The sequence below is a fragment of the Algibacter sp. L1A34 genome (assembly GCF_009796805.1).
Taxonomy (GTDB): Bacteria; Bacteroidota; Bacteroidia; order Flavobacteriales; family Flavobacteriaceae; genus Algibacter.
The window spans coordinates 913689-936758 of record NZ_CP047029.1 but is presented as its reverse complement, the minus strand read 5'-3'; the positions used below and the strand labels follow the sequence as shown (position 1 = coordinate 936758).

The 23070-nt window shown below is 33.5% G+C and carries 22 protein-coding genes and 1 tRNA gene; 17 read left to right on the top strand and 6 right to left on the bottom strand.

Going from position 1 to position 23070, the window contains the following annotated elements; genetic code table 11:
- The first annotated feature begins 71 nt into the window (after positions 1 to 71).
- From GQR97_RS04120 to GQR97_RS04075, 10 genes are all read left to right on the top strand, one after another.
- Complete coding sequence (locus tag GQR97_RS04120) at positions 72 to 710, top strand: outer membrane beta-barrel protein (RefSeq protein ID WP_158845695.1); 639 nt, start codon at positions 72 to 74, stop codon at positions 708 to 710.
- Positions 707 to 1276: a crossover junction endodeoxyribonuclease RuvC gene (gene ruvC, locus GQR97_RS04115; RefSeq protein WP_158845693.1), complete on the top strand. Its 570-nt coding sequence runs from the start codon at positions 707 to 709 to the stop codon at positions 1274 to 1276. The genes GQR97_RS04120 and ruvC overlap by 4 nt, the downstream gene beginning before the upstream one ends.
- A gap of 28 nt (positions 1277 to 1304) precedes the next feature.
- Positions 1305 to 2519 (top strand): radical SAM family heme chaperone HemW, encoded by a 1215-nt coding sequence (hemW, locus tag GQR97_RS04110; protein WP_158851580.1) that lies wholly within the window; start codon positions 1305 to 1307, stop codon positions 2517 to 2519.
- 14 nt (positions 2520 to 2533) lie between these two features.
- Complete coding sequence (locus GQR97_RS04105; RefSeq protein WP_158845690.1) at positions 2534 to 3286, top strand: cyclase family protein; 753 nt, start codon at positions 2534 to 2536, stop codon at positions 3284 to 3286.
- Positions 3287 to 3335: 49 nt separating this feature from the next.
- Positions 3336 to 3944 (top strand): DUF4230 domain-containing protein, encoded by a 609-nt coding sequence (locus tag GQR97_RS04100; RefSeq protein WP_158845687.1) that lies wholly within the window; start codon positions 3336 to 3338, stop codon positions 3942 to 3944.
- 11 nt (positions 3945 to 3955) lie between these two features.
- Entirely contained in the window at positions 3956 to 4357 is a 402-nt protein-coding gene (locus GQR97_RS04095) for a GNAT family N-acetyltransferase (RefSeq protein ID WP_158845684.1), read from the top strand.
- A gap of 66 nt (positions 4358 to 4423) precedes the next feature.
- Positions 4424 to 4783, top strand: coding sequence for an MmcQ/YjbR family DNA-binding protein (locus tag GQR97_RS04090; protein ID WP_158845682.1), 360 nt, complete (start codon positions 4424 to 4426; stop codon positions 4781 to 4783).
- A 154-nt stretch (positions 4784 to 4937) separates the two neighbouring features.
- Complete coding sequence (locus GQR97_RS04085; protein WP_158845679.1) at positions 4938 to 5759, top strand: hypothetical protein; 822 nt, start codon at positions 4938 to 4940, stop codon at positions 5757 to 5759.
- A gap of 127 nt (positions 5760 to 5886) precedes the next feature.
- Complete coding sequence (locus tag GQR97_RS04080; protein WP_158845676.1) at positions 5887 to 6465, top strand: PhnA domain-containing protein; 579 nt, start codon at positions 5887 to 5889, stop codon at positions 6463 to 6465.
- Between the two features lie 358 nt (positions 6466 to 6823).
- Positions 6824 to 7453 (top strand): hypothetical protein, encoded by a 630-nt coding sequence (locus GQR97_RS04075; RefSeq protein WP_233267599.1) that lies wholly within the window; start codon positions 6824 to 6826, stop codon positions 7451 to 7453.
- Here GQR97_RS04075 and GQR97_RS04070 read toward each other — a convergent pair.
- Positions 7443 to 8111 (bottom strand): polysaccharide deacetylase family protein, encoded by a 669-nt coding sequence (locus GQR97_RS04070; protein ID WP_158845671.1) that lies wholly within the window; start codon positions 8109 to 8111, stop codon positions 7443 to 7445. The genes GQR97_RS04075 and GQR97_RS04070 overlap by 11 nt on opposite strands.
- A 5-nt stretch (positions 8112 to 8116) precedes the next feature.
- Complete coding sequence (locus GQR97_RS04065) at positions 8117 to 11500, bottom strand: DUF2723 domain-containing protein (protein ID WP_158845668.1); 3384 nt, start codon at positions 11498 to 11500, stop codon at positions 8117 to 8119.
- A gap of 162 nt (positions 11501 to 11662) precedes the next feature.
- On the opposite strand from GQR97_RS04065, the gene GQR97_RS04060 reads away from it, so the two are divergent.
- Positions 11663 to 11735, top strand: a tRNA-Gln gene (locus GQR97_RS04060).
- Between the two features lie 138 nt (positions 11736 to 11873).
- On the opposite strand, the gene GQR97_RS04055 is transcribed toward GQR97_RS04060, so the two are convergent.
- Positions 11874 to 12230 (bottom strand): hypothetical protein, encoded by a 357-nt coding sequence (locus GQR97_RS04055; RefSeq protein WP_158845666.1) that lies wholly within the window; start codon positions 12228 to 12230, stop codon positions 11874 to 11876.
- Between the two features lie 146 nt (positions 12231 to 12376).
- Here GQR97_RS04055 and GQR97_RS04050 point away from each other — a divergent pair, with 146 nt between their 5' ends.
- The 6 genes from GQR97_RS04050 to GQR97_RS04025 all read left to right on the top strand — a co-directional run bounded on the left by GQR97_RS04050 (position 12377) and on the right by GQR97_RS04025 (position 19142).
- Entirely contained in the window at positions 12377 to 12892 is a 516-nt protein-coding gene (locus GQR97_RS04050) for a CvpA family protein (protein WP_158845663.1), read from the top strand.
- Positions 12893 to 13165: 273 nt separating this feature from the next.
- Positions 13166 to 14584 carry a stage 0 sporulation family protein gene (locus GQR97_RS04045; RefSeq protein ID WP_158845660.1) on the top strand — a complete coding sequence of 473 codons (1419 nt, stop codon included), beginning with the start codon at positions 13166 to 13168 and terminating at the stop codon, positions 14582 to 14584.
- A gap of 22 nt (positions 14585 to 14606) precedes the next feature.
- Positions 14607 to 15065 (top strand): gliding motility lipoprotein GldH, encoded by a 459-nt coding sequence (locus tag GQR97_RS04040; RefSeq protein ID WP_233267598.1) that lies wholly within the window; start codon positions 14607 to 14609, stop codon positions 15063 to 15065.
- Positions 15066 to 15114: 49 nt separating this feature from the next.
- Entirely contained in the window at positions 15115 to 17454 is a 2340-nt protein-coding gene (locus GQR97_RS04035) for a penicillin-binding protein 1A (RefSeq protein ID WP_158845654.1), read from the top strand.
- A gap of 238 nt (positions 17455 to 17692) precedes the next feature.
- Complete coding sequence (locus GQR97_RS04030) at positions 17693 to 18394, top strand: CoA transferase subunit A (protein WP_158845652.1); 702 nt, start codon at positions 17693 to 17695, stop codon at positions 18392 to 18394.
- A gap of 94 nt (positions 18395 to 18488) precedes the next feature.
- On the top strand, positions 18489 to 19142 hold the full coding sequence (locus GQR97_RS04025) for a 3-oxoacid CoA-transferase subunit B (RefSeq protein WP_158845649.1): 654 nt from the start codon (positions 18489 to 18491) through the stop codon (positions 19140 to 19142).
- Between the two features lie 345 nt (positions 19143 to 19487).
- Here the strand turns inward: GQR97_RS04025 and GQR97_RS04020 are convergent, their stop codons facing one another.
- The 3 genes from GQR97_RS04020 to GQR97_RS04010 are packed head-to-tail and all read right to left on the bottom strand — an operon-like array spanning position 19488 to position 23026.
- Positions 19488 to 21164, bottom strand: a complete 1677-nt coding sequence (locus tag GQR97_RS04020; protein WP_158845646.1) for an ABC transporter ATP-binding protein — start codon at positions 21162 to 21164, stop codon at positions 19488 to 19490.
- Positions 21165 to 21878, bottom strand: coding sequence for a 3'-5' exonuclease (locus tag GQR97_RS04015; protein ID WP_158845644.1), 714 nt, complete (start codon positions 21876 to 21878; stop codon positions 21165 to 21167).
- Positions 21875 to 23026, bottom strand: coding sequence for a serine hydrolase domain-containing protein (locus tag GQR97_RS04010; RefSeq protein ID WP_158845641.1), 1152 nt, complete (start codon positions 23024 to 23026; stop codon positions 21875 to 21877). The genes GQR97_RS04015 and GQR97_RS04010 overlap by 4 nt, the downstream gene beginning before the upstream one ends.
- Positions 23027 to 23070 lie beyond the last annotated feature (44 nt).

Sequence of the window (23070 nt, the reverse complement as noted above, 5' to 3'; positions counted from 1 at the left end):
TTAAGTAACCTCGTTGGTTGTTTAATACCTTATCACGATAAATAAAGTGCAAATTAAATTAATATTATAACATGGTTCCTATTTTAAAATTTAATAAACATAAACTAATTGCAATATCTTTAATTTGTTTTGCAACTTTATGCTTTTCTCAAAGCGATACGAGTACGTTTAAAGCACAATTTGCTTTGGGGGTTAATAGTCCGTCTAGTAATGGTTTTGTTAGTAATTTCGAAGCTAATTCTGTTAATTTTCCAACCATTAATTTAGGTTTGCAGTATATGTTTAACTCTTTAGTTGGAGCGAAATTAGATTTAGGTTATAATCGGTTTTCAAATGCTAAGAACACACCAGAATTTAAAACAAACTATACGCGTATAAATGCGCAACTGGTTTATAATGCTTCAAACTTGCTAGGCCTATATAATAACTTTGGAACGTTTTTACATGCAGGGCCGGGTATTTCAATAATAAAGCCATTGGGAGATTATGGTGAAAATAAAACGACGTTCTTAAATGCTATGGCAGGCGTAGAGTTTCATTATGGCGTTTCGGATAAATTATCGTTGTATTTAGATACTTCTTATATTTTAGGATTCGGAAAAGATTTTAACCCAATTAACGAAGGTTTTGGATCGTTTAATGGAAATTTATTAACCATAACAGTTGGCGCGTCTATTTCGTTAAGTGGTTGTAAATATTGCGGACAATGAAACCAGAAAGAATTATTTTAGGGATAGATCCAGGTACAACCATTATGGGATTTGGGTTAATAAAAGTAGTTGGAAAGAACATGGAGTTTCTTCAAATGAACGAATTGGATTTAAAAAAATACAGCGATCACTATTTAAAATTAAAACTCATTTTCGAGCGTACCATCGAACTTATAGACACACATAACCCAGATGAAATAGCTATTGAAGCACCTTTTTTCGGTAAGAACGTACAAAGTATGCTGAAGTTGGGTAGAGCTCAAGGTGTTGCAATGGCAGCAGGTTTAAGCCGCGAAATTCCTATTACAGAATATTTACCTAAAAAGATAAAAATGGCTATTACTGGAAGCGGAAATGCTAGTAAGGAACAAGTTGCTAAAATGCTTCAGAGTCTATTAGGTTTAAAAACGCTTCCAAAAAATTTAGATTCAACCGATGGGTTGGCAGCAGCTGTCTGTCATTTTTATAATTCCGGTCGGGTAGAAATTGGTAAAAGTTACACGGGTTGGGATGCTTTTGTAAAACAGAATGCAACTAGAGTTGCTAAAAGAACTTTAAAAAAATAAAGTGTTAAATACGAAAGAAACCCATAACATTAAATATTCCGAGGCATCGGAAAGGCAAGGAGGCGCTATTTATATTCATATACCTTTTTGTAAACAAGCCTGTTTTTATTGTGATTTTCATTTTTCAACCTCATTAAAAAAGAAAGATGAATTAATTCAATGTTTGGTGAAAGAGTTAGAATTAAGAAAGAATAAACTAGAAAACTTTACCATTGAAACCATTTATTTTGGAGGAGGAACACCAAGCTTGTTAACGGTTAGTGAAATTCAATTATTAATAGATACTGTTTATGAGAATTATGATGTTCTCGAAAATCCGGAAATTACACTAGAAGCTAATCCAGACGATTTATCAACTGAGGTTATTCTTCAGCTTGCTAAAAGCCCAATAAACCGTTTAAGCATTGGTATTCAATCTTTTTTTGAAGACGATTTAAAAAGCATGAATCGTGCTCATAATACTGAAGAAGCAAAGCGTTGCCTAGAGGAAGCTACGCAGTATTTTGATAATATAACCATCGATTTAATTTACGGTATTCCAAATATGAGTTTGGAAAAATGGGATAAGAATTTAGAAATTGCATTTGGTTTTGGAATCAATCATATTTCGAGTTATGCCTTAACTGTAGAGCCAAAAACGGCATTAGATACTTTTGTTAAGAACGGCAGCTATCCACCAATAGACGAAGGTTTGGCTTTAGAACATTTTAATCATTTAGTTGAAAAAATTGAGGCTCAAGGTTTCGTGCATTATGAGATTTCAAACTTCGGAAAACCCGATTATTTCTCTAAACATAATACAAGTTATTGGCAAGGGAAACCTTATTTAGGCATTGGCCCATCGGCACATTCCTTTTATGGAAATGAGCGTAGTTGGCATGTTTCAAATAACATAAAATACATACAAGCCATTCAAAAAAATGAATTGCCTAACACGATAGAAATACTTTCTAAAAAAGATCAATTTAACGAGTATGTGATGACGGGTTTGAGAACCATTTGGGGTGTTTCATTTAATAGAGTTGAGGTTGAATTTGGAGACGTATTTCTTCAGCATTTAAAAAAATATTCAAATAAATTTATAAAAGAAGGCTTGTTAGTTATTTCGAATGAAAACGAGCAAATAGCTCAGAGTAAATTGGATACCGATTTAAAAAGTAAGGCTAGTCACCAAATTCTAAAAACAACTCAAAAAGGGAAGTTTCTTGTTGACGGAATTGCTTCCGAATTATTTATGATTTAACTATATTTGATGATATGCAAACAACAATTCAATATAATTCAAGAAAACTTCAAATAGATTTAACAAAACCAATAGATATTTCGATTGCAATTGAAGCGTCAAAACAGAGTGTGAATGCTTGGTATATAGACGGTCCAAAAATTGAGCCTGCTAAAGATGGCGAATGGGTTGCTAGTGTAAAAGATGGCGCGGCTATTAATTTTAATAATATAATTTTTAATCCACATGCTCACGGTACGCATACCGAATGTGTTGGGCATATTACCGAAAAAGTGCATTCTATTAACCAAAATTTAAAACAATTTTTCTTTTTGGCAGAAGTTATTACTGTAGCTCCAGAGCGTTTAGATGACGATTTTGTTATTTCTAAAAAGCAACTACAATATGCATTAGGAAATAAAAAACGTGATGCTGTAGTTATTCGTACCTTACCAAATACTAAAGGGAAATTATCACGACAATATTCAAATACAAACCCGACATATATATTAGAGGAAGCCGCTATTTACTTGCGTGAAAAAGGTGTAAAACATTTATTGGTAGATTTGCCGAGTGTAGATAAAGAAAAGGACGAAGGCGAACTTTTGGCACATAATGCTTTTTGGAATACCAAAGGGAAATTAAGAATGGATGCTACAATAACCGAATTTGTTTACGTGGAAAACCGTGTAGAGGATGGCGAGTATTTTTTGAATCTACAAATTGCTTCTTTTGAGAATGATGCAACGCCAAGTAAGCCTGTTTTATACAAAGTAGAGTCAGTTTAAAAATTTTGGAACAGAAATTGATTTCATAAGAGAAAACTAAAACGAATTAATGGAAGCATTTTTAGGCATAATAATCGGAATTTTGGCGACAATGGGTGTTGTAACTTATACCAAGTCGCTTAAAAAGAAAAGCTTAGTAAACGCGCAGTCTGTTTTGTTGCTAGACAAGATTAAAAAGGTGTGTAAGTTTATTACAGTTGAAGGTGATTTTGCTGAAATTTATCATTATGAAGATGTTAAAGAGCGTTTTTTAAAATTAGTAAGTAGTCGAAAAAAAGCACTAGTTATCATTAATGCCAAAGCGCATGTAGGATACGATTTAGCTAAAATTGAATTAAGGGCAGATACTGAAAGTAAGAAGATTATTTTAGAACATTTCCCGCAACCTGAAATTTTATCTATTGAGACTAATTTGAATTATTACGATAAATCTGACGGGATTTTTAATAGGTTTGAAGCATCAGATTTAACAGGTCTACATAAAGAAGCCAAACTTCATATTCAGGACAAAGTACCTGAAAGTGGACTTATTGAAGTTGCGCAAAAGGAAGCCTTAGAAACCATTTTACTTATGGAAACCATTGTGGAAACTATTGGATGGGAATTGGATTATTCGGCTTTAAAAATTGAAGAAAAAGGTAAAAAGTTGATCAAGTAAATTATTTAATAATGATTGAAATTTCAACAGATAAAAGTAAACTTCAAATAGATGTTGTTCATCACTTCATAACCAATGCCTATTGGGCAAAAGGTAGAACAGTTGCTGAGGTTAAAAAAACTATAGAGCATTGTTTTTGTTTTGGTGTATATCTTGATGATAAGCAAATTGGTTTTGCAAGAATAGCTACAGATTATACTGTTTTCGCGTATTTAATGGATGTTTTTATTCTTAAAGAACATCGTGGCAAAGGCTATTCAAAAGAATTAATTGAATTTATTCATGAAGCTGAAGAATTAAAATCATGCAAAGTGTGGATGTTAAAGACGGCCGATGCTCATGGTTTGTATAAGCAGTTTGGTTATACGGCATTGAGGAATCCAGAAAAAGTAATGGAGCGAATTTTGAAATGATATGGTTTAAATATCTAGCCTATCGAATTGTAAACTCCTAGATGAGTTCAACTTAAAACCATTAAAATGAATATCGAGCAACTCCGTAATTACTGCCTAGAAAAGAAAGGAACTACCGAGGATTTTCCGTTTGATGAAGATACTTTAGTATTCAAAGTATTAGGTAAAATGTTTGTTTTGGTTGGATTATCAAAATGGGAGCGTGGTGAGGCATCAATAAATCTAAAAGCAGATCCAGAATACTCCCAAGAATTACGTGCAGAACATGAAAGCATCCGTCCGGGGTTTCATATGAGTAAAAAACATTGGAATACTATTTATATTCACGAAGGTGAATTATCACCTGAATTTATCTTCAAGCTTATCGATCATTCCTACGATATGGTTCTAAAAGGTATGAGTAAAAAAATGCGTGAATCTTTATAATTTCACTTAAAGCTTTGATTATCAATTGTTTTTTTTGTATTTTGGCAACATCTATTTCTCTCTCCCTTACATATTTACTAGCATAATCTAAACACCCTTAAATCTTAAAGTCGTAATTAATTAACCATTATATTAACTTTAAAATTAACAGATTATGAAAAAAACGAATCAATTATTCGCTACAATTGTTGTGTTATTATTGTTTTGTGCAACAACTCTCCAAGCACAAGAAAAAAAAGAAGTAAAGTATATTACGGTGACAGAAAGTCACTGGGATATGGACAAGGAGGATTTTAAAATGAGTGAATGGAAAGTTGCCGAAAAAGAGTATCTCGAGAAAGTAACGATGAAGAATGAATATATTATGAGCGCTTCAACATATTTGCATAACCTAACACCAGATAATACAGAGATAGTAAGTTCTTTTAGTTATGCATCTTGGGAAGATATTGAGAAACAAGCCGAACGAAGCATAGAGTTGGAAAAAGAGGCTTGGCCGGATGAAGATGAGCGGAAGGCATTCTTAAAAAATTTAAATTCGTATTATTCCAATGAGCATTCGGACGAAATTTATATGCCGCTTTCTGGTTTTAAGTTTTTAGCGGAAAAACCAACTAAAGATATGGTGGTTTATGCTAGAAAAAGTCATTTTGCATTTCCCGAAAACGGAACAATGAAAGAGTTTCAAAGTTTACGATTAGAAGGAAACGAAGGGATTACTCAAAAGAATGATTATATAAAAGGTTACTCGGCATATGTTCATGCTTGGGGTGCTGACAAAACGGAATATTTAGAAGTATATTTTTTAGATTCATTAAGTGATTTAGAAAATATGTTTGATAGGGATGATGAATTGTTTACGGAGGCTTTTCCGGAGAATGATGAGAATAAGGCTAAAGTAAAAACGTGGAGTTCTTATTTTACTGGTGTCCATGGTGATTACGTGTATACTTTTATCCATGATCTAGTAAAATAAATAACGATAATTGAGTTTAAGGGAGGGCGCACCTTGCGTCCTTTTTGATTTAATAAAAATATTACAGAAACCTAAATTTGTTCAATCTTCTATTTTACTGTACTATTGCAAAATTAAATTTATACTTATGAGCGTTTTACAAACATTACAAGAGCGAAGCAATTCTAGTTGCGAATTATGTACTTCAAAAGAAGACTTAAACCAATATACAATTCCGCCGTCGTTGAACGAAAATGTAGGGAATGATGTTTTAGTTTGTAAAACTTGTTTAGATCAAATTAATGGTGATGTTGATATGGATGCTAACCACTGGCGTTGTTTAAATGATAGTATGTGGAGTGAGCATGTTGCTGTGCAAATTATGGCTTGGCGCATGTTACAAAGGTTAAGAAATGAAGGTTGGCCAAAAGATTTATTGGATATGATGTATCTTGATGATGATGCCATTGCTTTAGCTAGAGCCACAGGCGAGCATGAAGATGCTGCAAGCAAAATAATTCATCGTGATGTAAACGGTGTTATTTTAGAAGCAGGAGATAATGTGGTTTTAATAAAAGATTTAAAAGTGAAAGGTTCTAGCATGGTTGCCAAACAAGGTACGGCTGTTAGAAATATTAGACTAGATCATGAAAATGCTGAGTTTATAGAAGGTAAAGTAGGTCCAACACAAATTGTGATTATTACAAAATATGTAAAGAAAACATAGTTTTTAGAGGGATTTCTTTTCAACTTTAAAAACTCTTAAAACGGTTAAGTCCTTATTGATAAAACTCAATAAAGCTTTAACCGTTTTTTTATGCAAAAGCATTGGCTTTTAGAGGTTAATTCTATGTTTTATTACTTTTATTCTTGAAAACAACGCAAGACTATGCTGTTTTAGCATCGTTACTATAATAGGTTTATATAGAGTTGGTTAAAGCTTATTATTTCTAGTTTTAAGGAATTCGACAATTCAAACCTTAAAAACAACACTTCGGAAATTAAAATTTATTAAAATCGGATAATAATCTCAAATTTGAAGTAATAAATTTAATTAACTACAAATGGAAGAAGCGATTAAAATTTTGATATACATTCACGCCTTTTTTGGTGGCGTTGGATTAATTACAGGAATTGGAAGTGTTATTGTTAAAAAAGGAGGTCGTATGCATAAAAAAATGGGTAAACTATTTTCGATTGGCATGCTTGTGAGTTCCTTAATTTCATTGCCTATTTCATGTATGCCTAATCATGAAAACGTATTTTTATTTTTAATCGGGTTATTTACAATATATCTGGTTTTAGCAGGTAATCGCGCATTGACTTTTAAAACGAAAAAGGAAGCGGATAAGAAAGATAAATTGCTTTCTGGGGCTATGGTTTTCTTTTCTGCTATTATGGTTTTAAATGGAATTTATGGTCTTATAAATAATTCCTCAATGAGTATTTTATTTCTGTTTTTTGGAGGTTTTGGATTATTAATGAGTATTCAGGATTTTCGATTTTACTTTAACCCTCAAAAATCAAGAAACATGTGGTTACGATTGCATATCGGAAAAATGGTTGGCGCTTTAATCGCATCATTCACAGCTTTTATTGTTGCTGGATTGGGAATTGGAAACCTAATATCTTGGACGCTTCCAACAATTATTGGAACTATTTATATTTTGTATTGGAAACGTAAAATGAATGTAAAAGTTGGTATTAAGCCTTAAAATCTAGTGATTTAAAAATGAAACCTTGTTCGCTAAAATGTTTTAAAACCTTCGGAAGTGTATATTGCATATTTCTAGATGCTTTTACGCTATCATGAAAAACAACGATACTTCCATTTTTAGTTTTAGAAATAACGTTTTTAAAGCAGGTTTCTTTACTTATTTTATGTTCCCAATCGAAAGATAAAATATCCCACATAATTATCTTATAACCAAGGTTAATAATTTGTTTGCCTTGGTTAGACCTTATTTTGCCATACGGCGGACGAAATAATTTTACGCTCTTAGAAGTTGAAGTGTGTTGTTGAGGTTTTTCTTTTTGAATGTTTTGCTCAGCTTGTTCAACGTCAGATAAATAATCTACTGTTGAAGTTTTCCAGCCTTTTGCATGGTTCTGGGTATGATTACCAATAGCATGACCATGTTTTATTATGTCCTTAAAGATTTCGGGGTTTTTTTCAATATTGTTTCCTATGCAGAAAAAAGTTGCTTTAGCGTTATATTTTTTTAGGGTATCTAATGTCCAATTTGTAATTTCTAGAGTTGGACCATCATCAAAAGTGAGATAGATTATTTTCTTATTTGTTGCGATGTCCCAAATGTAATTTGGGAACATCTTTTTCACAACAAATGGTGTTTTTACAGGTGTTAAGGTCATGTGCCTTAGTCTATAGGTTCAATGGTATCAGTGCTTACTTCCGCAGGAATATCTTTATTTGCTTTTTTTTCATATTCATCAGAGGTGTCATCACCATAAAAATATTCGAATAATTTTAAATGGTTGTTGAAAACATCACCTTCGCTTTCAGCAAAATCAATGTCATATTTAATTAAAACATCAACTAAACCTTTGTAGCGTTGTATATCTGTATAAATATCTTCAAATAAACGTTCTTGTTTGTCTGTTTTTAAACTGCTATAATACACTAAGTTTTCTTGATATTTTTTAGCGACTTCTTTAAATAAACGTTGCGCTTTTTCTTTGTTTCCAACTTCATAATAAGCGCTAATGTAAGGTTCTAAAAGTGTATAATACCCAAAATATTCAACAGGCATATTGTCCATTGCTATATCAGCTATTTCTTCAGCTTTATCAAGTTTATCTTCATTAATTAACTGTTCTACTAACCGTGCTAAGTTGCCACGGTAAGTAATCGAGTTTTTTCTAGTTTCAACATCGTGATAAATATCAGGGCTTCCACTATTTCCCCAATCCCATTTTTTAACTTTTTCGTACATTAAATCGCTGTCTACACGACCCATATCAAAAGGATTAGAGCGATCTACTTCAGTTTTAATAGGTACTAGTTTGTAGCACATACCATCGAGTTGAAGGTAATCTTTCATCCAAATATAATCGTCGTCACCAAAGCTTCCTCCTGTAAAATAGATTGGGCGATTCCATTCATTATTTGCAACAATATCTAGCATTAACAAGCGGTTTTTATAAAGCGCTCCGCCTTTTATTGTAAGATCTATATAGGGTACAATTTTATCTGCATCTTCTGGCTTAACAATACCCGAATTTAAAGCATTTTGTTTATTTACTGGTAAACGTAATGTTTCGGTCGGTAAATAGCTTGCTTTTAAATCCTGACTTCTCACTTGCGAAATATCGACACCTTGCTGCTCTAAAACATATTTGTATTTAGTTTTAGGGTTGTCGCTAGCAATAAAATCTAAAAACTGCTTAACTTCAATAGTATCTTTAGTTACAGGTTCTATTACTATATAATCGTTGGTTCCGTATTTGTATAAGTCGTGAGTTAATTGCGAAGGCACAGGGTCACTTTCGTAAGCCTTACGTTTCATTTGGTCTATGTACCAATCTGTTTGAAATAAACTCGTGTTTACCACACGTACATCTGTTCTGTAACCTTCAATTTCTTGAGCGTACCAAAGTGCAAAGGTATCGTTGTCTCCAATAGTAAATAGAATACCATTTTCAGCACAAGAATCTAAATACATTTTTGCCATAGAGTTGGCAGTGTATTTTCCCGAACGATCATGGTCGTCCCAATTGCTCGCCGCCATAATACCTGGAACCAAAATTAAACAAGCCACTGTAATTATTGGAGCGGTTAGATGTTTTGGTAAGTAGTTTTTAAAGAAGTCGTACAATGCATATACACCAAAACCAATCCATAACGCAAATACGTAATAAGAACCAACTACAGAGTAATCACGTTCACGAGGTTCAAACGGGCGTACATTGGTGTAAACTTGTATCGCTATTCCTGTAAATAGGAAAAACACAAGCATAACCCAAAATAGTTTTTTGTCTTTATTGAAAAGGAAAAACAAGCCTATAATTCCTAATATAAGCGGTAGCATGTAATAAGCGTTTCTAGCTTTATTGTTTTTAACATCGCTAGGTAAATTCTCTTGCGGGTAACCTAAATGCCATTCGTCAATAAATTTAATACCAGTAATCCAGTTACCATGATTATCGTATCGACCTTGAATATCATCTTGCCTTCCGGAGAAATTCCACATAAAATAACGCCAGTACATGTAGCCCAATTGGTACTCGAACATGTAAATAACGTTGCTAATAAGAGAAGGCTTTTCAACTTCAATTAAACTTTTTTCCTTTTTCAAGAAGTTGTTGTAATCTTCGTAATCAACATTGCCTTGTGCTACTTGATTTTTAAAATCATTTATTTGGCTTTTGTATTTTGTGATTTGATTTAAAGCATATGTCTTGGCTTGCTCTTCGCTTGCTCCTGCATTATTGGCGCTTCTGTAATAAGAATTCTGTGCATCTGGTTTTACTTTAAAATCTAAAAATCCAGAAAACATCATATAGTTTTCGGCATGTTCAGCGCTCCACATTCTTGGAAAAATAGACGCATGCTTGGAGTTGTAGTTTTGTTTGGCGTTTTTCCAATCGTTTACAATAACGTATTCGCCTTTTTCTTTGTCTTTTTCATACTTAGGTTTATCATCTACATACGGATTGTTATCATCTAAATATGCATATTGATCGGTAAACTGAGGGCCATAAAACAAATGTGTTTCTGGGTATTGCTCTAAATTATAGTAAGCCAATAATTCTCTTGCACTCGATGGATTGTTTTCATTAATTACCACATTAGCATTAGCACGAATTGGTAACATTAACCAAGTAGAAAAACCAATAATAACAAAGGTTAAGCAAAGAATGGCGGTGTTTAAATGTACAAAATGCTTTTTTCGAGTATATTTTAAACCATAAGAAATAAGACCAACAAGCAATAAGCCTGCAATAATAGATCCTGAATTAAAAGGTAAGCCAATAGTGTTCACGAAAAAGATTTCGAAAGCACTAAATATTTTTAAGATGTTTGGAGCCAAAAGTTTAAAAACGAATAATAAAATACCCACCGAAGCAATATTTGCAATGATGAAGTTTTTTATGGTAACGGTTTTGTAATTCTTAAAAAAGTAAACCAACCCTATGGCAGGTATGGTTAGTAAGCCCATAAAGTGAACTCCAAAAGAAAGACCGATAACAAAGGCAATTAAAACAAGCCATCGATTACCTCTTGGGTTATCCATATCTTGCTCCCAACGTAATCCTAGCCAGAATAAAGCCGACATAATTAGTGTTGCCATGGCGTAAACTTCTGTTTCTACAGCATTAAACCAAAACGAATCGGTAAAAGTAAAGGCTAAACTCCCAACTAAACCACTACCTAATATGGCAATAGCTTGGTTTTTATTAATCTCATTATGAGATCCAACCATTTTTTTTAGTAAAATAGTAATGGTCCAAAACATAAAAAGAATTGTAAAAGCGCTGGAAACAGCACTCATCATATTCATCATCCAACCAATTAGAGCATTATTTCCAAACGTGAAAATAGAGAAAAACGCACCTAACATTTGAAATAGTGGTGCTCCTGGTGGGTGGCCAACTTGTAGTTTGGAAGAGGTTAAAATATATTCGCCTGCATCCCAGAAACTCACTGTTGGCTCAACAGTTAAGCTATAAGTAATAAGTGCTATTAAAAAAGAGAACCATCCTAAAATGGTATTCCATTTTTTAAAGTTAAAATTTGCCATAAAAATCTATACATTAATTGCTTTGGCGAATTTAATAATAAATACTCAATACCTTATGTTTTTAAGGAAACGTTAAGTGTTTGAAAAAAATATTTGAAAAAAAAAATAAAAAAGCTTGCACAAAGCAAAAAAAGTTCTAAATTTGCCGTCTCGAATAAAGAATGGCCCATGGTGTAACTGGCAACACGTCTGTTTTTGGTGCAGAAGAGTCTAGGTTCGAGCCCTAGTGGGCCAACTCTGAAACCAACCCTAATTACGAAAGTAGTTGGGGTTTTTTTTTGCGCGTTATTTTGGGGATGAAAAAAATAAAATGGCTCCATAATAGAATTTATGGAGCCATTTTAAAAGGTGATTTTGAATCTTTTAAAAAGAATTATTCGATATACTCTGTTTCCAAAAAGTAATTTACAATAGCCTCTTTCATTAAAACACTTTGTTCACCAGCTTTTAAGTGCGGCAAGGCTTCAAGTGTTTTGTAATGTGGCCAACCGTCTTTATCTACAAATTCTAGTGAGTAATAGCCGTAAGGCATAAGTAGTTTGCAGATAGCAATATGCATTAAATCTAATTTTTGATCTTTTTTAAAAGCACGTTCTAGCTGTCCAAGTTCTTGTACGCCTATAAGGTAAATAATCGCGTCGAGGTCCAAAGTGTCACCGTCAGCAAATTGATCAGATAATTTTTTTACAACCAAGTTCCAGCGTTCCTTTAATTCTTCGTCTCTTGCCATTTTTAGTTTTTAAATTGAAATTTCGTGCAAAGTTAACGAACCTTTTGGTATTTCGGATAAGATAGTAGTTCATTTACCGTTATTGTTTACATAAGCAGTACTAGGGTGTAAGTTCTTTTATTTTATATTTGCATTAAATTATTACTATGGGTGTTATTGATATTGTTTTAGGTGCTTTAATTCTATTTGGGTTGGTTCGTGGTTTTATGAAAGGGCTTTTTGTTGAGGTTGCTTCTTTAGTTGCTTTGGTTGCCGGTGTTTATGGCGCCATACATTTTAGCGATTTTGCGGCCGAGTTTTTGCAAACTAAAACCGATTGGAATGAGAAAACCATTAGCATAACGGCTTTTGCAGTAACTTTTGTAGTTATCATTTTAATTATTTCATTGGCAGGAAAGGCGCTAACCAAATTAGCCGATTTTGCAGCACTTGGTGTTATTAATAAATTAGCTGGTGGTGTTTTTGGTGCCTTAAAAATAGCAGTTATTTTAAGTGTAGTTTTAATAATTTTTGATAGAATGAATAGTACAATTACTTTTATAGATGAAGAAAATATGGACGACTCTGTACTTTATGAGCCTGTAAAATCGTTGGTGCCTATGATTTTTCCAAATATTTTAAGTCTGAAAGAAGATAGCGAAAACGAAGAAACTGAAATTTAGTTTTATTAAATTAGAAAGAAATCGTATCTTAAATAATTGAAATTTACCTAGATAATTGACGTTAATTACTAAAGCAAAAAATCTTTGTTTCTAGTCTTTAGAATAATCTTATCTTTACATCTTGAAGTTGTGTTAAGTTAACAAACTTTATCAACCGAGTTATACTCTTGCTTTTACAGTGTAAATAGTTGTAAAGTAAAGATTCAAAATAAATAGTTATAAACCTTCTTCTGGTAAAACCTCGGTTTTAGCCAGAATCAATATATAAAATATATGGCTTGCGCAAGTTGCTCAACAAAAGACGGCTCTCCTAGTGGCTGCAAAAATAATGGAACCTGTGGTACAGATAGTTGCAATAAATTAACCGTTTTCGATTGGTTAGCAAATATGTCACTTCCAAATGGTGAAAAACCATTTGATTGGGTAGAAGTTCGTTTTAAAAACGGACGAAAAGACTACTACAAAAATACCGAAAATTTAACATTAAGTATTGGTGATATTGTAGGAACTCAAGCGCAATCTGGTCATGATATTGGTATGGTTACCCTTTCGGGAGAATTGGTACGGGTACAAATGAAACGTAAAAATGTTTCGGTAACTCCAGATGAAGTTTTAAAAATTTACAGAAAAGCAAGTCAGAAAGATATTGATATTTGGCAAGCTGCCCGTGATAAAGAAGAACCTATGAAGGTTCGCGCACGCCAGTTTGCAATAGATTTGAAACTCCAAATGAAAATTTCGGATATCGAATTTCAAGGTGATGCTAGTAAAGCCACTTTTTATTATACCGCTGAAGAACGCGTAGATTTCCGTGAACTTATAAAAGTTTTTGCTCGTGAATTTAGAACACGAATAGAAATGAAGCAAGTTGGTTTCCGCCAGGAAGCATCAAGACTTGGTGGTATTGGCTCTTGTGGCCGCGAATTATGTTGCTCTACATGGTTAACAGATTTTAGATCGGTAAGTACATCGGCAGCGCGATACCAACAATTATCTCTTAATCCGCAGAAATTAGCAGGGCAATGTGGTAAATTAAAATGCTGTTTAAATTACGAATTAGATACGTATTTAGATGCTTTAAAAAGTTTTCCAAAAACAGATATTAAACTTAAAACGGGTAAAGGAACTGCGGTTTGTCAAAAAACAGACATTTTCAAAGGCCACATGTGGTATGCTTATGAAGGTGAATGGATGAATTGGCATAAAATTACTACGGAGCAAGCCAATGAAATTATTGAAGCAAATAAAAAGAACGAACCTATTGCTAGCTTAGAAGAATATGCATTAGACGTTTTAGAAGATGTTAAAACAGAGTTCGAAAATGTAGTTGGTCAAGATAGTTTAACACGTTTCGATAGTCCAAAAGGTAATAATAAACGTAAAAATAATAAAAGGAAACCAAACCAGAGCGGGAATCAGAATTCTAATAAGAAACCGAATCCTAATCAGAAAAAAAGGAATCCTAATCAAAAGAGACAGAACCCTAATCAGAAGAATCAGAATTCTAATCAAAGTGGTGAAGGAACTCAAAAAGCAGCTCCAAAAAGGACTCCTAAGAAGAGGGCTACTGGTGCTGGTGGTGATAATCCAAAAAATACGGCTAAACCTAACAGTAACCCTAATCAGAATAACCGAAACCGGAATAATAAAAGAAAACCAAAACCGCAAAATAATAACAATGCTACCGAATAATAGCTTCTTGTTTTTTTTAATAATGGCATGTGTATTTACATCATGCGATTCTAATCGTGTTTTCGATGAATATCAATCTGTTCCAAATACTTGGAATAAGGAGAATGTGATTAGTTTTAATGTAAAACCAACCGATTCTGTTACGCCCTATAATCTATTTGTAAATCTTAGAAATACAAATGCTTATAAATTTAACAACATATTTTTAATTGTTGAAATGGTAAACCCGAATGGGAAAATTCAAAAAGACACATTGGAATATAAAATGGCCGAACCTAGCGGGAAACTATTAGGTACAGGTTATACAGATGTAAAAGAAAATAAACTTTGGTATAAAGAAGGTTTTGTTTTTAATGAAGCTGGCGATTATAAGGTGAAAATACAACAAGCTATGCGCGAACGCGGAAAAGTGAACGGTGTTGTAAACCTAGAAGGTATAACCGATGTTGGCTTTAGAATAGAAAACCCTACAATACAATAAACCCTAAAATTTAAAACTTAAATCTCTCATAGTTTAAGGATCTTAAAACATGGCAAAAGCAAAAAAAGAAACAAATACAGTTCAGGATTTTACAAAATACGTTCGATGGTTTTGGTTGATATTCTTAGGAGGAATTTTCTCCATTGTTTTAGTGTTTTTATTAGCATCATGGGGTGTTTTTGGCGAAATGCCAGATCACACAGTGCTAGAAAACCCTAAAACAAATTTAGCAACCGAAATTATTTCTTCAGATGGACAAACACTGGGGAAATTCTATTTTAATGATAACAGAACACCTGTTGGTTATAATGAGTTACCACAATATTTGGTGAATGCTTTAATAGCAACAGAAGATGCACGTTTTAAAGATCACTCTGGTATTGATGCCAAAGGAACTTTACGTGCAATTTTGACGCTTGGTAGCGGTGGAGGAGCAAGTACTATTTCTCAACAATTGGCAAAGCAGTTATTTCATGGTGAAGGTTCAAAAAATATTATAGAGCGTGTTTTGCAAAAAGTAAAAGAATGGATCATTGCTATTCGTTTAGAACGTCAATATACCAAAGAAGAGATTATTGCGCAATACTTCAATATTTACGATTTTTTAAATAATGCCGATGGTATTCGTAGTGCTTCGCGTATTTATTTTGGAAAAGAGCCAATGGAATTAGATTTAAAAGAATCTGCTATGCTAGTCGGGATGTTTAAAAATTCATCTTTATTCAATCCAAGAAAAAGAGTAGAGCTTACAAAAACACGTAGAAATGTGGTGTTGGCTCAAATGGAGAAATACGATTTTATATCGGAAGCAGTAAAAGATTCTCTGCAAAAAACAGATTTAGATTTAAATTATTCTCCAGAGTCGCATCGAGAAGGTATAGCAACTTATTTTAGAGGGTATTTAGATGGTTTTATGAAAAATTGGATTAAAGATAATCCGAAACCAGACGGCACAAAATATAATTTATACAACGACGGATTAAAAATTTACACCACCATCGATTCACGTATGCAAAAGCATGCAGAAGATGCAGTGCAAGAACATATGCCAAGATTACAAGCTGAGTTTTTTCATCAAAACACACCAGAACGTAACCCAACAGCACCGTTTCTAGATCTTGATAAAAATGAAATAGCATCTTTATTAAGACGAGGTATGAAACAGTCTGAACGTTGGAGACATCTTAAATACGACTTAAAAAAATCGGATAAAGAAATTGAAGATTCGTTTAATAAGCCAGCAGAAATGTCTGTTTTTGCATGGAGAGAAGGTAAAGCATCGGAAATAGATACTATCATGAAACCCATAGATTCTATGCGTTATTATAAGTCTTTTTTACGTACAGGTATGATGTCTATGGATCCGCAAACGGGCCATGTTAAAGCTTGGGTAGGTGGTATAAACTATCGCCATTTTCAATACGATATGGTAAACCAAGGTAAGCGTCAAATTGGTTCTACTTTTAAACCTTTTGTTTATACAGCGGCTATGGATCAGTTACATTTATCGCCTTGCGATGAGTTGCCAGATACTCCATTCTGTATAGAAGCCAATAAATATGGTAATCCAGAAGCTTGGTGTCCTAAAAACTCAGGTGGTGAATATGGTGGAACGCGTACGTTGAAAAATGCTTTGGCAAATTCAGTAAATACAATTACAGCACAATTAATTGATAAGGTTGGGCCACAAACGGTTATAGATTTGGTTAGAAAGTTAGGGATTGAATCAGATATTCCTGCGGTACCTTCAATAGCGTTAGGAACGCCAGATATTAGTGTATACGAAATGGTTGGCGCATATTCTACATTTGCAAATCAAGGTGTTTATACCAAACCAGTAATGGTTACTACAATTGCCGATAAAAACGGAACTATTTTATATCAATTTAAGCCTGAAACTAGAGATGTTTTAAGTGCAGAAACCGCTTATGTTACCGTAAAACTTATGGAAGGTGTAACGCAATCTGGTTCTGGTGCAAGATTAAGGGGGAAAGGTAGAGATTCTTACAGAGCAGATTATAGAGAAGTTATTACAGGATATCCATACGAATTTACAAACCCAATTGCTGGTAAAACCGGAACAACGCAAAACCAAAGTGATGGTTGGTTTATGGGGATGGTACCAAATTTAGTAACAGGTGTTTGGGTTGGAGCAGAAGATAGAGCGGCACATTTCCCATCTATAACTTATGGACAAGGTGCTGCTATGGCGTTACCTATTTGGGGAGTTTATATGAAGAGTTGCTACGGTGATAAACATTTAGAAATTTCAAAATCCGATTTTCAAAAGCCTAAAAACCTATCTATAAATGTAGATTGTTCTAAAGTTGAAGAGACAGGTGATGCGGATCAACAAGATACTGATACTCCTCAGGATTTAGATTTTTAGATAGAAAATTTTGTTCTGAATATCATTTCAGAATAGAAATTTAAATATAAAACCATTCTGAAAAGAGTGGTTTTTTTGTTTTTACAAAGATTTTATTAGGCTTAAATTATTTTTAGATTAGTACTTTGCAATAAAATCTGTTTAATTTTTAGTATTCTTTTGAATTATTCGTAAATTTATACAGCTTTAAATGATGTTTTTATAAAATCATGAAGCTTAATTCTAAAACGGATTCATAATGATAAATAAAAAAGTAGCCAATGTTGATACGGCTCTAAAGGGTGTGAAGGATAATATGACTTTTATGCTTGGTGGATTTGGACTTAGCGGTATACCCGAAAATGCCATAGCTAAATTGGTTAACCTTGGCGTTAAGGGTTTAACTTGTATTTCTAATAATGCGGGTGTTGATAATTTTGGTTTAGGCTTACTCCTTCAGAAAAAGCAAATTAAAAAAATGATATCCTCTTATGTTGGAGAAAATGATGAGTTTGAACGTCAAATGCTTTCTGGAGAACTCGATGTTGAACTCATTCCGCAAGGTACCTTAGCTGAAAGATGTCGAGCAGCTCAAGCTGGATTTCCTGCTATTTATACACCTGCAGGTTATGGAACAGAAGTATCCGAAGGTAAAGAAACTCGTGAATTCGATGGTAAAATGTATGTTTTAGAATATGCGTTTAAAGCCGATTTTGCTTTCGTTAAGGCGTGGAAAGGCGACGCTGCCGGTAATCTAATTTTTAAGGGAACCGCACGTAATTTCAATCCAAATATGTGTGGTGCTGCTAAAATTACTGTTGCTGAGGTTGAGGAATTAGTACCGTTAGGAACCTTAGATCCTAATCAAATTCATATTCCAGGTATTTTTGTACAGCGTATTTTTCAGGGTGAACATTATGAGAAACGTATCGAGCACCGCACGGTAAGACAGCGTACTTAGAAGGTTGTTGATTTTTGTAAGCATGAATTTCAAATAAAGAAGTATCCAAATTAAAAATGTTTTCGCTTTCGCGGAAATAATAAAGACACAAAGCATGTTAGATAAAATAGGTATAGCAAAGCGTATAGCGAAAGAGGTTCAAGATGGTTATTACGTTAATTTAGGAATTGGTATTCCTACTTTGGTAGCAAATTATGTTCGAGATGATATTGAAGTGGAGTTCCAAAGTGAAAACGGCGTGTTAGGCATGGGGCCTTTCCCTTTTGAAGGTGAAGAAGATGCTGATGTTATTAATGCGGGAAAACAGACGATAACGACGTTACCTGGTGCTAGTTTTTTCGATTCTGCTTTAAGCTTCTCTATGATTCGCGGGCAACATGTTGATTTAACTATTTTAGGAGCCATGGAAGTATCTGAAGATGGGGATATAGCAAATTGGAAAATACCAGGACGCATGGTTAAAGGTATGGGAGGTGCTATGGATTTAGTAGCGAGTGCCGAAAATATTATTGTGGCTATGATGCACACAAATAAGAACGGAGAGTCTAAACTCTTGAAAAAATGTGCTTTACCATTAACAGGTGTTGGTTGTGTAAAAAAAATTATAACGAATCTCGCTGTAATTGAAATCACTGAAAAAGGTTTTAAACTTTTAGAGCGTGCGCCTGGAGTTTCTGTAGATGAAATAAAAAACGCAACAGAGGGGACATTAATCGTTGAAGGTGAGATTCCAGAAATGCAATTTTAATACGTGTGATTATATGGTTTAGGGCAATAAATAAGTTTAAATGTTAAAATTTATTGTATTTTATCGATAATATGTGTTTTTTAGCTGATTAAATGAAATAAAAGAATATATTTACAGTGTACAAAGAAATAAAGTTTAACTATAGATTTCCCCAAATCTACCATAACCTAACCCCCTATGAATTTTGCACCAAATCTACCTGAACAATCTACAATTAAAACGAGTAAATTTCAAGAATCCGTTCAAGGAAACTTACAGTTTTTAAAAAGCCTACTTTATTTAACCAAGAAAATTTTCATGCTATAGCCTCCCCAAGTTATAGCGTGAATTTATTTTGGTGATATATTAAATTCCTTTTGGAATAGCTTCTATTAGTTTTTTAGTATAATCCTTTTTCGGCGATTTGTAAATAATATCTGCATCGTCTAATTCCTCAATTTGTCCTTTATTCATGACTAGTAATTGGTCACTCATATATTTTACAACGGCTAAATCGTGTGAAATAAATATATAAGTAAAGCCAAAATCTTCTTTTAATTCATTTAGTAAATTTAAAACTTGCGCTTGCACCGAAATATCTAGTGCAGAAACAGATTCATCACATACAATTAACTTAGGTTGCAATGCAATAGTACGTGCAATACCAATACGTTGTCTTTGTCCACCAGAAAACTCGTGAGGATAACGATTAAAATAATCTTCAGATAAACCAACGCGGTTTAAAATATCAATTACTTTTTCTTTTCTTTCTTTAGTAGAGCTGAATAGTCCGTGAACTTTCATTGGTTCCATAATGGCTTCTCCAACCGGAATTCTTGGGTTTAAAGATGAATACGGGTCTTGAAAAATAATTTGAATTTCTTTTCTTAGTTTTCGTGTTTCTGCTTTATTTAATTTTGTAATATCTGTACCTTTATATATTATTTGGCCAGCAGTTGCTTTATCTAATTGAAGAATGGCGTTACCAAGTGTCGATTTTCCACAGCCAGATTCACCTACTAAACCTAAAGTTTCACCTTCATATAATTTAAAACTCACATTATTTACAGCTTTGAACGAGGTTGCTTTTATAAAAAAGCCACCACTAGAGAAGTATTCTTTTTCAACGTTTATAACTTCTAGTATTGGAGGTTTGCTATAGATCTTTTTGTGGTTTTGTTTTCGATCTTCATCGGTTACAATCTCGGTAGATATGGTATCTTCCAAAAAATCTTTAATAGTTGGCAAGGTCTTTAATCTGGTATCAAGCGAGGGTCTAGAATTAATGAGTGCCTTGGTGTAATTATGCTGCGGGTTTTTAAAAATGGTTTCCACAAGGCCTTCTTCAACTAAATTACCTCTAAACATAACTAAAACATGATTAGCAATTTCAGAAATTAATGCCAAATCGTGAGTAATGAAAATAATACTCATTTTGGTTTCGGCTTGCAGCTCTTTAAGTAATTTTATAATATCTTTTTGAACGGTAACATCGAGTGCCGTTGTAGGTTCGTCGGCAATTAAAACGTCTGGTTTACACGCAATAGCCATGGCAATCATAACACGCTGTTTCTGGCCTCCAGATATTTCGTGCGGATATTTTGTATAGGTACGCTTAACGTCTGGAAGCTTGACTTTTTCGAATAAGGAAATTGTTTCGTTTTCGGCTTCTTTTTTCGATAAATTGGTATGCTGTAGAAGAATTTCTTGTACTTGCTTTCCGCAAGTCATAGATGGATTTAAAGAACTCATAGGTTCCTGGAAAATCATGGCAATTTTTTTTCCTCTAATACTTTTAAATGCTTTAGAAGAAAGCTTGGTTAAATCTTCTTCATTATATATAATACTTCCGGAAGTAATTTTAGAAATCTTCTTCGGAAGTAAGCCTAAAATTGCTAAAGAGGATACGGATTTCCCTGAACCCGATTCGCCTACAATACCTAAAATTTCATTTTCTTTAAGGTTGAAAGATATATTATGGATTACCTCATTGCCATTAAATGCAATCGATAAATCGTTAACGCTAAGAATATTTTTCTTCATTTAAATATGAATAATTTCGTCGTTTTTTAAAATGGCATCACCTCGTAAGCGTAAAAATATTTGAGCCACGGCAATGGTGTCTTTCTCACAATAGGTAACAATCCTGTCAATTTCATTTTCTTCGTAAAATACACGATAGACCTCGCTGCCATCAATATCATCTTTTGGTGAAGGAATACCTAATACGCTAGTTAATAGTTTTAAGGAGGTATAGGTTTTGTAATCGCCAAATTTCCAAAGCTCAAGTGTGTCGAGATGTGGTACTTCCCATGGTTTTTTACCGAAAAGGTTTAATTTTTCTGGCAATTCAATATCATTTATAATCATTCGTCTTGCGATGAATGGAAAATCGAATTCCTTACCATTATGACCGCAAAGTAAGTGTTTTGCTTGGTTAAAATGAGTGTTTAATAAATTTTTAAAATCTACTAGAATCTTAGTCTCATCACCAAAAAAAGAAGTGGTTCTAAAGGTTCGTAAATTATCCGAAATTTTAAAATACCCTACCGAAATGCAAACTATTTTGCCAAACTCGGCCCAAATTCCGGCATGATCGTAAAACTCTTCAGCAGTTTCATCGTCCTTACGTTGGTATTTAGACTTGTGCTCCCAAAGGGCTTGTTTCGTTTCATCTAAATCTGAAAAATATTGAGTTTCCGGTACGGTTTCAATATCTAAAAATAAAATGTTTTCTAAGTTGAGTTTTCTTATCATTTTTCTAGCATTTTATAAGCCTCTGTAATGTAAACCGAAATATCGTCGGTAAAGGCACCTACACTATTTGAGTTACCTTTAGAATGTCCTAAGCGGACTATAATTACATTGTCTTCAGGTTCTACAATAACGTATTGCCCCAAATGACCACGCATCATAAAAAAATGTTTTCCGTTTAGTTCTCTCATCCACCAACCATATCCGTATTCGGGACTTGCTTTAAAACGTGGTGTAATAGATTTTGCAACAAAAGCAGAATCTAAAATTTGTTTACCATGCCATTTTCCGTGGTCTTTATAAAGTTTTCCAAAACGCGCAAAATCTTTAGCATTACTGGCTATACAGCAATAAGCTTTTACTAAATCGTGAGTATCACTATCTACTTGCCAAAGACTTTGGTTCTCACTACCTAAGGGCTTCCAAAAGCTTTCGGTTAAATAATCATAAAGTTTTTTACCTGTAGCTTTTTCAATAACCATCGCTAACATTTGGGTGTCTCCACTTGCATATTTAAAAGCTTTTCCAGGTTCTGCAACTACTTTTAAGCTATTAGCAACTTTTGCTAAGTCATCATCAAAATAAGCACGTGTTGTAATAGATAAAGGCGAGTAGTATTTCTCGTCCCAATTGGTTCCCGATGCCATACTAGATAAGTCACCTACTTTTAAATTAGCGGCTAAACCGTCGCAAAATTCTGGAAGAAAATCGCAAACAGGTTGATTTAGACTTTTAATATAACCTTGCTGAATAGCTTTACCCATAAGTCCCGACACGTAACTTTTTGCCATAGAAAAGGAGTTGGTTTGGGAGTTTTCATTAAAACCATCGTAGTAATTTTCGAACCAAATGCTATCGTTTTTTATAATAACATACGCGATGGTTCCGTTGGCCGCATTAATTTTATTTAATATTTCAGTTTCTTTTACGGCATTGTAGTTTTTGTGATTTGGCCAAGGTTCTGGTGTTCCGTTTTCAATAACTCTATTGTCAAATTGGTTGGTATCTTCAATATATGCCGTAGTATGGCCTTTTAAATATACAGTTCTAACGGCTTTTATTAGATAATCGGTATCTGTGATGTAGAGTGTTAGAATAAGCAAGCCTAATATTATGGCAAGCCATTTAATAAATTTCTTAAGGAATTTCATTTATTTAGTTTAATGTAGAAACTAAAGATAATAAAATTCTATAC

What these genes read in the sequence shown, in the direction of transcription:
- GQR97_RS04120 (WP_158845695.1), top strand. Translation starts at nt 72, where the DNA reads ATGGTTCCTATTTTAAAATTTAATAAACATAAACTAATTGCAATATCT.
- ruvC (WP_158845693.1), top strand. Translation starts at nt 707, where the DNA reads ATGAAACCAGAAAGAATTATTTTAGGGATAGATCCAGGTACAACCATT.
- GQR97_RS04105 (WP_158845690.1), top strand. Translation starts at nt 2,534, where the DNA reads ATGCAAACAACAATTCAATATAATTCAAGAAAACTTCAAATAGATTTA.
- GQR97_RS04100 (WP_158845687.1), top strand. Translation starts at nt 3,336, where the DNA reads ATGGAAGCATTTTTAGGCATAATAATCGGAATTTTGGCGACAATGGGT.
- GQR97_RS04095 (WP_158845684.1), top strand. Translation starts at nt 3,956, where the DNA reads ATGATTGAAATTTCAACAGATAAAAGTAAACTTCAAATAGATGTTGTT.
- GQR97_RS04090 (WP_158845682.1), top strand. Translation starts at nt 4,424, where the DNA reads ATGAATATCGAGCAACTCCGTAATTACTGCCTAGAAAAGAAAGGAACT.
- GQR97_RS04085 (WP_158845679.1), top strand. Translation starts at nt 4,938, where the DNA reads ATGAAAAAAACGAATCAATTATTCGCTACAATTGTTGTGTTATTATTG.
- GQR97_RS04080 (WP_158845676.1), top strand. Translation starts at nt 5,887, where the DNA reads ATGAGCGTTTTACAAACATTACAAGAGCGAAGCAATTCTAGTTGCGAA.
- GQR97_RS04070 (WP_158845671.1), bottom strand. Translation starts at nt 8,111, where the DNA reads ATGACCTTAACACCTGTAAAAACACCATTTGTTGTGAAAAAGATGTTC.
- GQR97_RS04065 (WP_158845668.1), bottom strand. Translation starts at nt 11,500, where the DNA reads ATGGCAAATTTTAACTTTAAAAAATGGAATACCATTTTAGGATGGTTC.
- GQR97_RS04055 (WP_158845666.1), bottom strand. Translation starts at nt 12,230, where the DNA reads ATGGCAAGAGACGAAGAATTAAAGGAACGCTGGAACTTGGTTGTAAAA.
- GQR97_RS04050 (WP_158845663.1), top strand. Translation starts at nt 12,377, where the DNA reads ATGGGTGTTATTGATATTGTTTTAGGTGCTTTAATTCTATTTGGGTTG.
- GQR97_RS04045 (WP_158845660.1), top strand. Translation starts at nt 13,166, where the DNA reads ATGGCTTGCGCAAGTTGCTCAACAAAAGACGGCTCTCCTAGTGGCTGC.
- GQR97_RS04040 (WP_233267598.1), top strand. Translation starts at nt 14,607, where the DNA reads ATGGCATGTGTATTTACATCATGCGATTCTAATCGTGTTTTCGATGAA.
- GQR97_RS04035 (WP_158845654.1), top strand. Translation starts at nt 15,115, where the DNA reads ATGGCAAAAGCAAAAAAAGAAACAAATACAGTTCAGGATTTTACAAAA.
- GQR97_RS04030 (WP_158845652.1), top strand. Translation starts at nt 17,693, where the DNA reads ATGATAAATAAAAAAGTAGCCAATGTTGATACGGCTCTAAAGGGTGTG.
- GQR97_RS04025 (WP_158845649.1), top strand. Translation starts at nt 18,489, where the DNA reads ATGTTAGATAAAATAGGTATAGCAAAGCGTATAGCGAAAGAGGTTCAA.
- GQR97_RS04020 (WP_158845646.1), bottom strand. Translation starts at nt 21,164, where the DNA reads ATGAAGAAAAATATTCTTAGCGTTAACGATTTATCGATTGCATTTAAT.
- GQR97_RS04015 (WP_158845644.1), bottom strand. Translation starts at nt 21,878, where the DNA reads ATGATAAGAAAACTCAACTTAGAAAACATTTTATTTTTAGATATTGAA.
- GQR97_RS04010 (WP_158845641.1), bottom strand. Translation starts at nt 23,026, where the DNA reads ATGAAATTCCTTAAGAAATTTATTAAATGGCTTGCCATAATATTAGGC.